The following is a 12,887-nucleotide window of genomic DNA, read 5'->3' on the forward strand; positions in this document are numbered from 1 at the left end:
AATGGATATTCAGCGCCTCAAACCGCACCTTCCCTGGATAACGCTCCTGGTGCTCGTCGCCGTCGTCGGCATCACCGATCCCGGTTTCCTGCGACCCACGAACCTTCTCGGCATTGCCGGCGACATCGTGCCACTCTTCATCATGGCGCTCGGTCTCACTTTCGCCATCTATATCGGCGGCATCGACCTGTCGGCCCAGTCGATGGCGAACATGGTGACGGTCATCGCCTCGGTTTACCTTGCCTCGCTCGGTGCCTGGGTTGCCGTACTTTGCGTCGTTGCCGGCTTTCTCCTTGGCACGCTATCCGGCTTCGTGACGACACGGCTTTTCGTGCCGTCCTTCATCTCCACGCTTGCGGTCGGCGGCGTTGCGTTCTCGGTTGCGCAGTGGCTTTCGGGTCAGCGCGCGCTCAACATGGACGCCGCTCAGCGCAACGAAACCTTCGGCTGGATGATTGGTCATACTTGGGGCGTCCCCAACGAACTCTTGATTGCCGCGGGGCTCGTGGCTCTCTGCCTCTTCATCGAACGGCGCACGACGCTCGGCCGCGTTTTGAAGGCGGTCGGTGCCGGCGAATTGGCCGCCGCCGCGTCCGGTATCGATGTTGCGCGCTACAAGATCCTTGCATTCGCGATCTCCGGTGCACTTGCGTCCATTGCCGGCCTGCTCTTTGCGGTCAAGCTCTCCGGCGGCGCACCGACGATCGCCAATGGATTCCTGTTGCCGGCAATCGTTGCCGTGCTGGTCGGTGGCACGCCTTTGACGGGCGGTGTCGGCGGCGTGATGAACACCGTGGTCGGCACCTTGATCGTTGCGGTCATCCGATCGTCGATGCTGTATTTCGAGATCGACGCGACCCGGCAGCAGATCGTCTTCGGCGTCGTGTTGATCATTGCCATTGCCCTGACGATCGATCGCGCCAAGCTGCGCACCGTGAAGTAGGAGAGTTGCAATGACGACCATGCGCGCCGCCGTGCTCACTGCCCCGAAACGCTTCGAGGTTCGGGAGGTCGCCTTGCCGATCGTCGGACCGGACGATGTGCTCGTCCGGGTCGCGCGCACGGGCATCTGCGGTACGGACATTCATATCTTCAACGGCCACTACGCGGCTGACCGGATTCCGCTCGTCCCAGGACACGAGTTCAGCGGAACGATCGCCGAGCTTGGCGCCAACGTCCGCCATCTTGCGGCCGGAGCACGCGTGGTGGTCGATATCAACATCGGCTGCGGCAGCTGCTATTGGTGCCGTCGCAACGAGGTTCTGAACTGCGCCGAGGTTACGCAGGTCGGTATCGGTCGGGACGGCGCCTTTGCCGAATATGTAGCGGTTCCGGCGCGACTGGCGATCCCGGTTCAGGCTGACATCGCCGATGCGGTGCTTGCGCTCACGGAGCCGGTCGCCTGCGTCGTTCGTGCGGCGCGTAAGGCGCAGGCGACGTTCGGCCAATCGATCCTCATCTTTGGCGCCGGACCGATCGGAAACCTGCATGTGCAGATGATGCGCCTTGTCGGCGCGGCGCCGATCATTGTCGCCGACCTTTCGCCAGACCGTTGCCGCATGGCGATCGAGGCCGGGGCGGATGCGGCGGTGTCGGATCCAACCGAACTGAAAGCCGTGGTTCGCAAGATGACCGGCGGACGCGGGGCGGATCTCGTGATCGAGAGCGTCGGCAACCGGAAGCTCTACGAACAGGCATTCGATCTTGCGCGACGCGGCGGCCATGTCGCCTTTTTCGGCATCACCCCGCCCGGCGAGACCGTAGCTCTCGACAGCCTGCGAACGGTGTTGGAAGAAGGGAGCCTCAAAGGTTCTGTTGCCGGGATGGGCGAGGATATGCACGACGCACTCACGCTTCTGTCGCATGGCCGGTTCCGCACGCAGGATTTCACCAAGGCAAGCTATCCGCTGGAGGCCATTCAGGAAGCCTTCGAGACGATCGGCGAGCGGCCGCAACACCTGAAGACCCAGATCGCCATCGCGGCGTAAACTATCGAAGTGGAGGTACCAGATGGACCAGACGAAGACGTTTCTTGCTCCCCCGTCCGCAGCGCGCAGCTTCGGGTTCTTCATCGACGGGCAGTGGAAAGAAGGGACCGACCACTTCGAACGCGCCTCGCCAGGCCATGGTACGCCGGTCACGCGCACCGTTCGCTGCACGATCGATGATCTGAACGCGGCGGTAGCTGCGGCGCGCAATGCCTTCGAGGACCGCCGCTGGTCCGGGCTTTCCGGGGCTGCGCGCGCCGGCGTTCTCTTGCGCGTCGCCGAAATCCTGCGTCGCCGCCGGGACGAGATCGCCTATTGGGAGACGCTCGAAAACGGCAAGCCGATCTCGCAGGCGCGCGGCGAGATCGATCATTGCATTGCCTGCTTCGAGGTCGGCGCCGGTGCCGCCCGCCTCCTGCACGGCGACAGCTTCAATTCGCTCGGTGACGACCTGTTCGGTATGGTGCTGCGCGAGCCGATCGGTGTCATCGGCCTGATCACGCCCTGGAACTTTCCGTTCCTGATCCTGTGCGAGCGCGTGCCTTTCATCCTGGCGTCCGGCTGCACCATGGTGGTGAAGCCGTCTGAAGTCACCTCCGTGACCACGCTGCTTCTGGCCGAGGTTTTGGCCGAAGCCGGCCTGCCTGCCGGCGTCTACAATGTCGTCACCGGTTCCGGCCGCTCGATCGGGCAGGCGCTTGCCGAACATCCTGACGTCGACATGCTTTCCTTCACGGGATCGACGGCCGTTGGGCGCTCCTGCGTCCACGCTGCCGCCGACAGCAACTTCAAGAAGCTGGGCCTCGAGCTCGGTGGCAAAAACCCCATCATTGTCTTTGCCGACTCCGACCTTGAGGATGCCGCTGACGGCGCCGCTTTCGGCATCAGCTTCAACACCGGACAATGCTGCGTTTCGTCGTCGCGCCTGATCGTCGAGCGTTCTGTCGCGGCGGAGTTCGAAAAACTCCTGGTCGAGAAGATGAAAAAGATCCGGGTCGGCGATCCCCTGGACGAAGGCACCCAGGTGGGCGCCATCACCACTGAGGCCCAGAACGCCACGATCCTGGACTATATCGCCAAGGGCAAGGCGGCAGGCGCCAAGCTTCTCACCGGTGGCGAGACGATCGATCTTGGCCACGGCCAGTACATCGCGCCGACGCTTTTCTCCGATGTTTCCCGCGACATGGCGATTGCGCGCGACGAGATTTTCGGCCCGGTTCTGTGCTCCATGCATTTCGACACGGTCGAGGAAGCCATCCAGCTCGCCAATGATACGGTCTACGGCCTGGCGGCGAGCGTGTGGACGAAGAACATCGACAAGGCGCTGACCGTGACACGGAAAGTGCGTGCCGGCCGCTTTTGGGTCAACACGATCATGGCGGGTGGCCCTGAGATGCCGCTCGGTGGTTTCAAGCAGTCCGGTTGGGGCCGTGAGGCCGGCGTCTACGGGGTTGAGGAGTATACGCAGGTGAAGTCCGTTCACGTCGAGATCGGCAAGCGTTCGCATTGGATTGCATGATGTCGCAAGGCTATGATTATGTGATCGTCGGAGGCGGTTCCTCCGGTTGCGTATTGGCGGCGCGACTCTCTGAAAATCCGTCGGCGCGCGTCTGCCTCATCGAGGCCGGCGGGCGCGACAGTCATCCGCTGATCCACATGCCCGTCGGCTTTGCCAAGATGACCGCCGGTCCGTTGACCTGGGGACTGAAGACCGCGCCCCAAAAACACGCCAACAACCGTGAAATCCTCTACGCCCAGGCAAAGGTGCTCGGCGGTGGCTCCTCGATCAATGCGGAGGTGTTCACGCGTGGGCATCCTGGTGATTACGACCGCTGGGTCGAGGAGGGGGCTGACGGCTGGGGGTTCAAGGATATCCAGAAGTACTTCCTGCGCTCCGAGGGCAATACGATCCTCTCGGGCACATGGCACGGAACGGACGGCCCACTCGGCGTGTCGAACATTCCCGAGCCGCAGCGCATGACGCGCGCCTTCGTACAAAGCTGCCAGGAACTCGGCATACCCTACAATCCTGATTTCAATGGTCCGCTCCAGGAAGGATCTGGCGTCTACCAGACAACAACCCGGAACAACCGCCGTTGCTCTGCAGCGGTCGGTTATCTCAGGCCGGCCCTGAAGCGCAAGAACCTCACGGTCATGACCGGGGCGCTCGTGCTGCGTGTCGTCTTTGAAGGGCGACGCGCGGTCGGCGTTGACTATCAGGTCGATGGCAAGCGGATGACCGCGCGCGCCGACAGCGAGGTGCTCTTGACCTCGGGTGCGATCGGCACGCCGAAGCTGATGATGCTTTCGGGCGTCGGTCCTGCCGCGGCACTTCGCAGCCACGGCATCGATGTGATCCAGGATCTGGCCGGCGTCGGCGAAAACCTGCAAGACCATTTCGGCGTCGATATCGTCGCGGAGTTGAAGGATCACGACAGCCTCGACAAGTACAACAAGCTGCATTGGTCGATCTGGGCGGGTCTTCAATACACACTGTTTAACTCCGGCCCAATCACCTCCAACGTGGTTGAGGGCGGGGCATTCTGGTACAGCGACAAGACGAGTCCCTATCCGGATCTGCAGTTCCATTTCCTCGCCGGTGCCGGCGCGGAAGCCGGCGTGCCCAGTGTGCCAAAGGGTTCCTCCGGCATTACGCTAAATTCCTACACGCTGCGCCCGAAGTCGCGTGGGACTGTCACTCTTCGCTCAGCGGACCCGCGCGATCTTCCGATGATCGATCCGAACTTCCTTGCTGACCCCGAAGACGTGAAGATCTCGGTCGAAGGCGTCAAGATCAGTCAGGAGATCTTCGCTCAGCCTTCGCTGGAGAAGTACATCAAGATCAGGCACTTCCCGAGCCGGGATGTCCGCACGGAAGCGGACTACATCGCCTATACCCGCCAGTACGGTCGCACATCCTATCATCCGACGTGCACGTGCAAGATGGGGCGCGACGAGATGTCGGTGGTCGATCCGCAACTGCGCGTGCACGGGCTTGACGGCATCCGCATCTGCGACAGTTCCACCATGCCGAGCCTTGTCGGGTCCAACACCAACGCGGCAACGATCATGATCGGGGAAAAGGCCGCAGACATGATCCGCGGCAATGCCTGATCAGGCTGGCCGATCGTAAAAAAAGGGCGGCTCGTGGGCCGCCCTTTTTCTATCAGTCCCATTCAGGAACCCAGGGAAGTTGTCCTGGTTTGATGATGCGGTAACCGGTGGCCGTCAGCGCGTCGATCCTTTGCATGTCGATCGACGAGAGAGTGAAATCCATGATCTCGAAGTTCGCGCGGATGTTTGCCGGCTTGGTGGACATGGTATTGAGCGGAACGCCTTTCTGGATAATCCAGCGCAGCGCCACTTGTGCTGCGGACTTGCCGTAGGTCTCGCCGATCTCGGAAAAAAGGCCGTGTTTGAAGATCTCTCCACGGGCGATCGACGCATAGGAGGTGATCGGGATTCCTGTTTCCGCGGCGGCCGCGAGCAGTTTCTCCTGGTTGAGAAGCGGGTGGAATTCCACCTGATTGGTCACGAGCGGAACGTCGATGATGGATCGCGCTTCCCGCATCATAGCCGCCGTGTAGTTCGACACGCCGACAGATCTCGTCAGCCCTCGTTCCAGAGCGGATCGAAGCATGCGCAGCGAGGGGGCGATCTCTCCGTTGGCCGGCGGCCAGTGCAAGAGAAGGACGTCGACGCAATCGGTCTTCAGGGCTCGAAGGCTCGCCTCGACCGAGGGGAGAAACGTCTCGTCCGTGTAGTTGTCCGGATGCACTTTCGTGGTGATGCAGAGTTCAGAACGGGGAACGCCGCATTCCGCCAGTGCTTCGCCGGTGTCAGCCTCGTTCCCATACATCTGCGCCGTATCGAAGGCACGATAGCCGACGTCGATAGCGGCCTCGATCGCTCGTCGCAGTTCGTCCCCCTTCAGCGGGTACGTTCCAAAGCCGCGCTGAAAGTTCTTCTGGAAGTAGATATTCATGCCTCCCCCTTGGTCGATTGCCGAACTGGCGTCGAATGCCGGTCATTCGAAAATCGCGCCGGCCGGCTTGTCTTGTCGCGAATTAACATATAACTAGTTAGTTACTTCAGGCAATGAAAAACGGAGGATCAGGCGATGAAGAAGGTGAAGAGCGCGCAGGAGGCGGTGCGGCTCATCAAGGATGGCTCGGTCGTCGCCGTGAACTCTTCGTCCGGCCTTTGCTGCCCCGATGCGGTGTTGAAAGCGCTCGGCGAGCGCTTTGACAGCGAAGGCCATCCGCGCTGCCTCACCTCCATTCACCCGATCGCCGCCGGCGACTTTTTCGGGACGCGCGGCGTCGATCACATCGCCAAGCCCGGAATGCTGGTGAAGATCATCGGCGGCTCCTATCCCTCCGGGCCAAGCAACGCCGAGCCGCCGCTCATCTGGCAAATGATCCTGAAGGAGGAACTCGCCGCCTTTAACGTGCCCTCCGGCATCGTCTTCGACATGCTGCGTGAAGGTGCTGCCAAGCGTCCGGGCGTGCTGACGAAGGTGGGGATGGAGACCTTCGTCGATCCCGAACAGGATGGCTGTGCCATGAATGACCGGGCGCGGGCGGAACCGATCGTCAAGCGCGTGTCGTTCGAGGGCGAGGACTGGCTGCATTTTCCGGCCATCCGCCCCGATGTGGCGATCATTCGCGCAACGACCGCCGATGAGAAGGGCAACCTGACCTTCGAACAGGAAGGGGCGACGCTCGGCGCGATGGAAATGGCACTCGCAGCCCGCAATTCCGGCGGTCTTGTGATCGCTCAGGTCAAGCGCGTGGCGGCAAGTGGCACCCTTCGTCCCCACGATGTGCGCGTGCCCGGCATCCTCGTCGACATCATCGTTGAGGCGCCGGATCAGCTGCAGACGACGGCAACGCCCTACGACCCGGCGATCTCAGGTGAGCTCTTCCGGCCGCTCGAGACGTTTCGCACGCCGGCGCTGGACGTCGGCAAGGTGATTGCTCGACGTGTGGCGCAGGAGCTCGAGGATGGCTGGGCAGTCAACATTGGCTTTGGCATATCAGCCAACGTGCCACGGATACTCATCGAGGAAGGGCATCACGGCAAGGTCACCTGGGTGATCGAACAGGGAGCCGTCGGCGGTGTTCCATTGCTCGACTTCAAGTTCGGCTGTGCATCCAACGCCGAGGCCTTCGTCGCCTCGCCGCATCAGTTCTGTTACTTCCAGGCGGGCGGATTTGACTGCTCGCTGCTGTCCTTCCTGGAAATCGACGCCGAGGGCTCGGTCAATGTCAGCCGTCTTGCGGCCACCCCGCACCGCACGGCCGGCGCCGGCGGCTTCGTCGACATCACCTCGCGCGCAAAGAAGATCGTCTTCTCCGGCAACTTCAATGCCGGCGCCAAGATGCGCGTCGAGGATGGCCGGCTGGTGATCGACAAGGAGGGCCGCATCGCCAAGTTCGTGCCGAAGGTCGATCAGGTGAGCTTTTCCGGCAAGCGCGCCCGGGCTCAAGGGCAGGACATCAGCTACGTCACGGAGCGCTGCGTCATCCGTCTCGACAGCGAGGGGCTCGTTGTTACCGAAGTTGCGCCGGGTCTCGACCTTCAACGGGACGTGCTTGATCAGGCGGCAACGCCCCTTCGGGTTTCAAAGACGCTGAAGCGGATGGACGGCGCCCTGTTTCGCCCTGAAGCCATGGGGCTTTCGTTGTGAGTGATCCGCGGATTGAACTGGTCGTCACTGATCACGTCGCGCGGCTGACGCTCCGTCGTCCGGAGAAGCTGAACGCGATCGACGCGGACATGGTGGAGGTGCTTGTTGAGGCCTGCCGCGCCATCGAGCGTTCGAATGCGCGGGTGGCGATACTCTCGGGCGAAGGCGAAAGATCCTTCTGCGCCGGCGGCGACATCGATGCGTGGAGCAGCCTCGACGCCGACATGTTTTCCCGTCGCTGGCTGCGTGATGGCCACGACGCCTTCGATGCGCTGGCGCGCCTTTCCGTGCCGCTAATCGCCGTCTTGAACGGGCATGCGCTGGGCGGCGGACTTGAACTTGCAGCCTGTGCCGACCTGCGCATAGCCGAGGCGCATGTGAAGATTGGCCAGCCCGAGCCGGGTCTCGGCATCATCCCCGGATGGTCGGGCACGCAACGCGCCTCTCGCCGGTTCGGAGCCCAGCTGGTGCGACGCATGGCGCTTTTCGGCGAGGTCTACGGTGCCGGGGAGGCGCTGTCGCTCGGGCTTGTCGACAGGGTGGTTGCAAAAGGCGAGGGGCTTGCCGCAGCACAAGTCGCTGCCGAGCGGGTGCTGCAACGTTCGCCGCGGGCGACGGAACTCACCAAGATGCTGATCAATGCGGCCGAGGGTGAAGAGAGCGAACGCGTGGTTGAGACGCTTGCTGGCGCGGTGGCAGCAGCGTCGAGCGACCTGATGGAGGGCCTTGCGGCCTACCGTCAGAAGCGTTCGCCAAAGTTCAACCGATAGGTCGGCGCCGTTTTCCCGGTGACCCGGCCCTTGATGGCGGTGTCTCATGAAATCTGACGATAAAGAATTCCTCGCAGACCTCTTTCGCGCTGCGATCGAGGCTGCGGACGCGGAAAATGCCCTGCGCGCCCATCTCCCGAGCCAGCCACGCGGACGGACCGTCGTCATTGGGGCGGGCAAGGGGGCGGCCCAGCTCGCCGCCGCTTTCGAAAGGCTCTGGCGCGGTCCGCTCGAAGGCGTTGTCGTCACGCGCTATGGTTATGCCGCCCCGTGCACGCGCATCCGCGTACTTGAGGCCTCCCATCCCGTGCCCGATGCAGCCGGATTGCAGGCAACGGATGCGCTTTTCGAGGCTGTGCGCGATCTTACCGAAGATGACCTTGTCGTTGCGTTGATCTGCGGTGGCGGTTCGGCCCTGCTGCCGTCTCCGCCGGGCCAGCTCACGCTGGAAGAGGAGGTGCTATTCAACCAGACCCTGCTTGCAAGTGGCGCGCCGATCTCTGTCATGAACGCCATCCGCAAACAGGTCTCGGGTATCAAGGGCGGTCGTCTTGCGGCCGCCTGCCATCCAGCAAAGGTCGTCACCTTGGTGGTGTCGGACGTGCCGGGTGACGATCCGGCGCAGGTTGCCAGCGGGCCGACCATCCCGGACATGACGGATCGCGCGCTGGCGCGGAACCTGGTTAAGACCTGGGGCATTGCCCTTCCGGCGCGGGTTGCCGCATGGCTGGACGGCAACGAAGGTCTGGCGCCTCTCCCAGGCGATCCGGTCTTTACGAGGAACGAGGTCCGGGTGATCGCGTCTGCGAACCTCTCGCTGGAGGCCGCCGCCGCCCGCGCTGCGTCACTTGGCGTTCCCGCGGTCATCCTCTCCGATTCGATCGAAGGGGAGGCCCGCGATGTCGCGCGCGTTCACGCGGCCATTGCGCGTGAAGTCGCCGGTCGCGGCCGGCCGTTCTCGCGCCCTGTCGTCATTCTTTCGGGTGGAGAAACCACCGTCACGATCAAAGGCGGCGGCAAGGGCGGGCGCAACACGGAGTTTCTGCTTTCCCTCGCTCTTGCGGCCGACGGGATCGGCTTCTCCGCAATCGCCGCCGATACCGATGGCATCGATGGCTCGGAAGACAATGCCGGCGCCTTTGCCGACGGGCAGAGCATGGCGCGCTTGCGCAACCTGGGGTGCGATCCTTCGGCCCTGCTTGCCGACAATGACGCCTGGACGGCCTTCCATCATCTCGGCGACCTGTTCGTTCCCGGGCCGACCGGAACCAACGTCAACGACTTCAGGGCAATCCTGATCCGCTAACCCGCGCCGTTGCCGGCGCGGGTTCGGCGTTGCTCAGGCCGGAACGGGCGCGTCGTCGCGCAGGAGGCCCTTGTGCTTCAGGTCCGCCCAGAAATCTGTCGGGATCGGATGCGAGAACCAGGCCAGGTTCTGCTCCAGCTGTTCGATCGTGCGCGTACCCGCCATGAAGGATGGAACGGCGGGATGGGCGACAACAAACTGCAGCGCGGCTGCGGCCAGCGGCACGTTATAGGCAGCGCAGACGGCTTCGATCCTTGCAACTTTTTCAAGGATTTCGCGCGGTGCCGGCGCATAGTTGTACTTCGCACCTTCCCTGGCGCCGGTCGCGAGGATCCCCGAATTAAACCCGCCGCCCACGACAACGGCGGCGCCGCGCTCCTGGCAGAGCGGCAGAAAGCTATCAAGCGCATCCTGTTCGAGTAGCGTATAGCGCCCCGCCAGCAGGAAGCAGTCGAAGTCGCGACGCAGCAACGCTTGCTCGCAGACCTGCCATTCATTGACGCCCACACCGATGGCCTTCACGACCTTCTCGGCTCGCAATCTTTCCAGCGCCCGCCAGGCGCCGTCCATCGCCTGCTCGAACACTTCAGGTTGCTCGCTGCCGCGCGTGAAGACGTCGATATCGTGGATGAAACACATGTCCATGCGCTCCAGTCCCAGTCGTTGCAAGCTGTCCTCGAAAGCCCGCATCGTCCCGTCGTAGCTGTAGTCAAAATGCATCGTGAAAGGTGCGGCATTCGTCCAGGGGGCAAAATCGATCGTGTCGCGCCGCGCCGGGCGCAAACGCCGGCCCACCTTGGAGGCGAGCACGAAGTCGTCACGTTCCTTCCAGCGCAGCGCATGACCCGTGCGCAGCTCGGCGAGGCCATGGCCATACATCGGGGCGGTGTCGAAGAAGCGGACGTCAGCCTCCCAGGCGCGCGCGAACATTGCTTCCGAGGTCGCCTCGTCGATCTCGCGAAAGATGTTGCCGAGGGGTGCCGTTCCGAAACCGAAGGCGGTCACCTCCAGCTCCGTCCTTCCGAATTTTCTCTTTTGCCCAGGGTGCATGTTTTCCTCCATAAGTAACTGAATGGTGAATAGTATGCATGGCCCTAAACGGCTGTGCAAGCAGCATCCTTTTCGGCCTCCAAGTTTTTCGTCTTGACGACATCCGGCTTCAGAATATATGTAACTAGATAGTTACTATAGATGAGGCGAGGCAGATGTATCTCACCGAAACGCAGGAGCAGGTGCGCGACATGGCGCGTGCCTTTGCCGACGAAATGATCCGCCCGATGGCAGAGGAGCTCGATCGCGAAGAGCGCTTCCCGGTGGGGCTTTACGATGAAATGGCAAAGCTCGGCCTTTTTGGCATCGGCGTGCCGGAAGAACTCGGCGGGCCGGGGTTCGATACGCTCACTTACGCACTTGTCATGGAGGAGCTGAGCCGCGGCTACGCATCCGTTGCCGACCAGTGCGGCCTGATCGAGCTCATCTCGACCTTGCTCGTCCGCCACGGGACCGAAAGCCAGCAGGCGATGTTGCCGGATATCCTCGGCATGCGCGCCAAGGTCGCCTATTGCATCACCGAGCCGGAAGCCGGCACGGACGTTTCGGGCATCCGCACCACGGCAGATCGTGACGGCAACGGCTGGCGGCTCAATGGCGGCAAGATCTGGATCCACAACGCGCCGGTCGCTGACTACGGCTTCGTACTGGCCAGGACCGACAAGGAAGCGGGAAACCGCGGCATGTCGATCTTCATCGTCGACCTGCACGCGGCGGGTGTCGAAAAGGGGCCCAAGGAACACAAGATGGGACAGCGGGCGAGCCAGGTCGGCGCGCTGAATTTCGACGACGTCAAGCTTTCGGCCGACGCTCTCTTGGGCACGGAAGGCCGCGGCTTCCACATGATGATGTCGGTGCTCGACAAGGGTAGGGTCGGCATCGCGGCGCTCGCCGTCGGTATCGCCCAGGCGGGGCTCGAAGCGGCGCTCGACTATGCCGGGACACGCAAGCAGTTCGGCAAGGCCATCGCTGATTTCCAGGGTGTGCAGTGGCTCCTTGCCGACATGGCGAAGGACATCGAGGCTGCCCGTCTGCTCGTCCATTCGGCCGCTTCCAAGATCGATAGCGGCGCCGACGCCACCAAGGCCTGTTCGATCGCCAAGTGCTTTGCCGGTGATGTGGCCGTGCAGCGGACGGCCGATGCAGTGCAGGTCTTTGGCGGCTCCGGCTACATTCGCGGGTTCGAAGTCGAACGCCTCTACCGCGATGCGAAAATCACGCAGATCTATGAGGGCACGAACCAGATCCAGCGCATGATCATCGCGCGCGAACTCCTGAAGAAGGGCGCACGGGCATGACCGGGTCTGAGCCTCGCCCCGTCGCACTGGTGACCGGTTCCTCGCGCGGGATCGGGCTTGCCGCCGCAGAAGCCCTGGCGCGGGAAGGATTTGCGGTCGCGCTCAACGGACTGCCGGATGATGCGGAGCTGCCGTCAGCAGTCGAGCGGATCGCCGCTTACGGTGTCCCGGTCATGGCTGCGGCCTTCGATGTCAGCGCGATTGCCGGCCACGATAGCGCGCTCGCAGCGATTGAAGCCGAACTGGGCCAGATCACGACGCTCGTCAACAATGCGGGTGTCGGCGTTCTCAGGCGCGGCGACATGCTGGAGGTGTCGGAGGAAAGCTGGGATCGCTGCTTCGCCGTCAACACCAAGGGCATGTTCTTTCTGAGCCAGGCCTTTGCCCGGCGTCTTGTCGCCCGTAGCAAGGGCGCGCTCTTCCATTCGATCATCAATGTCACCTCGTCGAATGCCGTCGCGGTGGCCGAGCAGCGGTCGGAGTACTGCGCGTCGAAGGCGGCAGCCGCGATGGTCTCCAAGACGCTCGCCGTCCGGCTTGGACGGGAAGATGTCGCCGTCTACGACGTCCAGCCTGGTCTGATCGCCACGGAGATGACCGCACCCGTCATCGACGCCTATCGCGAGCGGGCGGAGGAGGGGCTCACGCTCTTCCCGCGCGTCGGAAGGCCCGAGGAAGTCGGTGCCCTGATCGCATCGCTTGCGGCGGGGCGTCTTCCCTACACCACCGGAATGACGATCCCGGCTGACGCCGGCATGCTCGTCCCGCGCTTTTGAGGTCCCC

General features: G+C 63.0%; 11 protein-coding genes. 9 read left to right on the forward strand and 2 right to left on the reverse strand.

All coding sequences use genetic code 11. The features are described from left to right. Nucleotide 1 precedes the first annotated feature (1 nt). The 4 genes from BLU15_RS20745 to BLU15_RS20760 are packed head-to-tail and all read left to right on the forward strand — an operon-like array spanning nucleotide 2 to nucleotide 5,102. The gene (locus BLU15_RS20745; protein WP_034801563.1) at nucleotides 2–943 is read left to right on the forward strand and encodes an ABC transporter permease; all 942 of its coding nucleotides are present in this window, start codon (nucleotides 2–4) and stop codon (nucleotides 941–943) included. Nucleotides 944–953: 10 nt separating this feature from the next. Continuing rightward, nucleotides 954–1,988: a zinc-dependent alcohol dehydrogenase gene (locus BLU15_RS20750; protein WP_176960319.1), complete on the forward strand. Its 1,035-nt coding sequence runs from the start codon at nucleotides 954–956 to the stop codon at nucleotides 1,986–1,988. Between the two features lie 22 nt (nucleotides 1,989–2,010). Beyond that, nucleotides 2,011–3,507, forward strand: coding sequence for an aldehyde dehydrogenase family protein (locus BLU15_RS20755; RefSeq protein ID WP_090297672.1), 1,497 nt, complete (start codon nucleotides 2,011–2,013; stop codon nucleotides 3,505–3,507). Beyond that, a complete protein-coding gene (locus BLU15_RS20760; protein WP_090297848.1) occupies nucleotides 3,507–5,102 on the forward strand; it encodes a GMC family oxidoreductase in 1,596 nt (531 codons plus the stop codon). Before BLU15_RS20755 ends, BLU15_RS20760 begins: the two co-directional genes overlap by 1 nt. A gap of 52 nt (nucleotides 5,103–5,154) precedes the next feature. Here BLU15_RS20760 and BLU15_RS20765 read toward each other — a convergent pair whose 3' ends face one another. Next, nucleotides 5,155–5,973 carry an aldo/keto reductase gene (locus BLU15_RS20765; RefSeq protein ID WP_090297675.1) on the reverse strand — a complete coding sequence of 273 codons (819 nt, stop codon included), beginning with the start codon at nucleotides 5,971–5,973 and terminating at the stop codon, nucleotides 5,155–5,157. A gap of 135 nt (nucleotides 5,974–6,108) precedes the next feature. Here BLU15_RS20765 and BLU15_RS20770 point away from each other — a divergent pair, with 135 nt between their 5' ends. From BLU15_RS20770 to BLU15_RS20780, 3 genes are read left to right on the forward strand one after another with little or no spacing between them, the layout of a single operon-like run. After that, complete coding sequence (locus BLU15_RS20770; RefSeq protein ID WP_090297677.1) at nucleotides 6,109–7,680, forward strand: acyl CoA:acetate/3-ketoacid CoA transferase; 1,572 nt, start codon at nucleotides 6,109–6,111, stop codon at nucleotides 7,678–7,680. Beyond that, on the forward strand, nucleotides 7,677–8,450 hold the full coding sequence (locus BLU15_RS20775; RefSeq protein ID WP_090297680.1) for an enoyl-CoA hydratase/isomerase family protein: 774 nt from the start codon (nucleotides 7,677–7,679) through the stop codon (nucleotides 8,448–8,450). The genes BLU15_RS20770 and BLU15_RS20775 overlap by 4 nt, the downstream gene beginning before the upstream one ends. 46 nt (nucleotides 8,451–8,496) lie before the next feature. Then, nucleotides 8,497–9,756, forward strand: a complete 1,260-nt coding sequence (locus tag BLU15_RS20780; protein WP_090297683.1) for a glycerate kinase type-2 family protein — start codon at nucleotides 8,497–8,499, stop codon at nucleotides 9,754–9,756. 33 nt (nucleotides 9,757–9,789) lie between these two features. Here the strand turns inward: BLU15_RS20780 and BLU15_RS20785 are convergent, their stop codons facing one another. Continuing rightward, nucleotides 9,790–10,806 (reverse strand): aldo/keto reductase, encoded by a 1,017-nt coding sequence (locus tag BLU15_RS20785; RefSeq protein ID WP_060610162.1) that lies wholly within the window; start codon nucleotides 10,804–10,806, stop codon nucleotides 9,790–9,792. A gap of 155 nt (nucleotides 10,807–10,961) precedes the next feature. On the opposite strand from BLU15_RS20785, the gene BLU15_RS20790 reads away from it, so the two are divergent. Beyond that, complete coding sequence (locus BLU15_RS20790; protein WP_090297686.1) at nucleotides 10,962–12,104, forward strand: acyl-CoA dehydrogenase family protein; 1,143 nt, start codon at nucleotides 10,962–10,964, stop codon at nucleotides 12,102–12,104. Beyond that, nucleotides 12,101–12,880, forward strand: a complete 780-nt coding sequence (locus BLU15_RS20795) for a 3-ketoacyl-ACP reductase (RefSeq protein WP_060528847.1) — start codon at nucleotides 12,101–12,103, stop codon at nucleotides 12,878–12,880. Before BLU15_RS20790 ends, BLU15_RS20795 begins: the two co-directional genes overlap by 4 nt. Nucleotides 12,881–12,887: the final 7 nt, after the last annotated feature.

Origin of the sequence: Ensifer sp. YR511, assembly GCF_900103045.1 — a bacterium.
GTDB lineage: Bacteria > Pseudomonadota > Alphaproteobacteria > Rhizobiales > Rhizobiaceae > Ensifer > Ensifer adhaerens.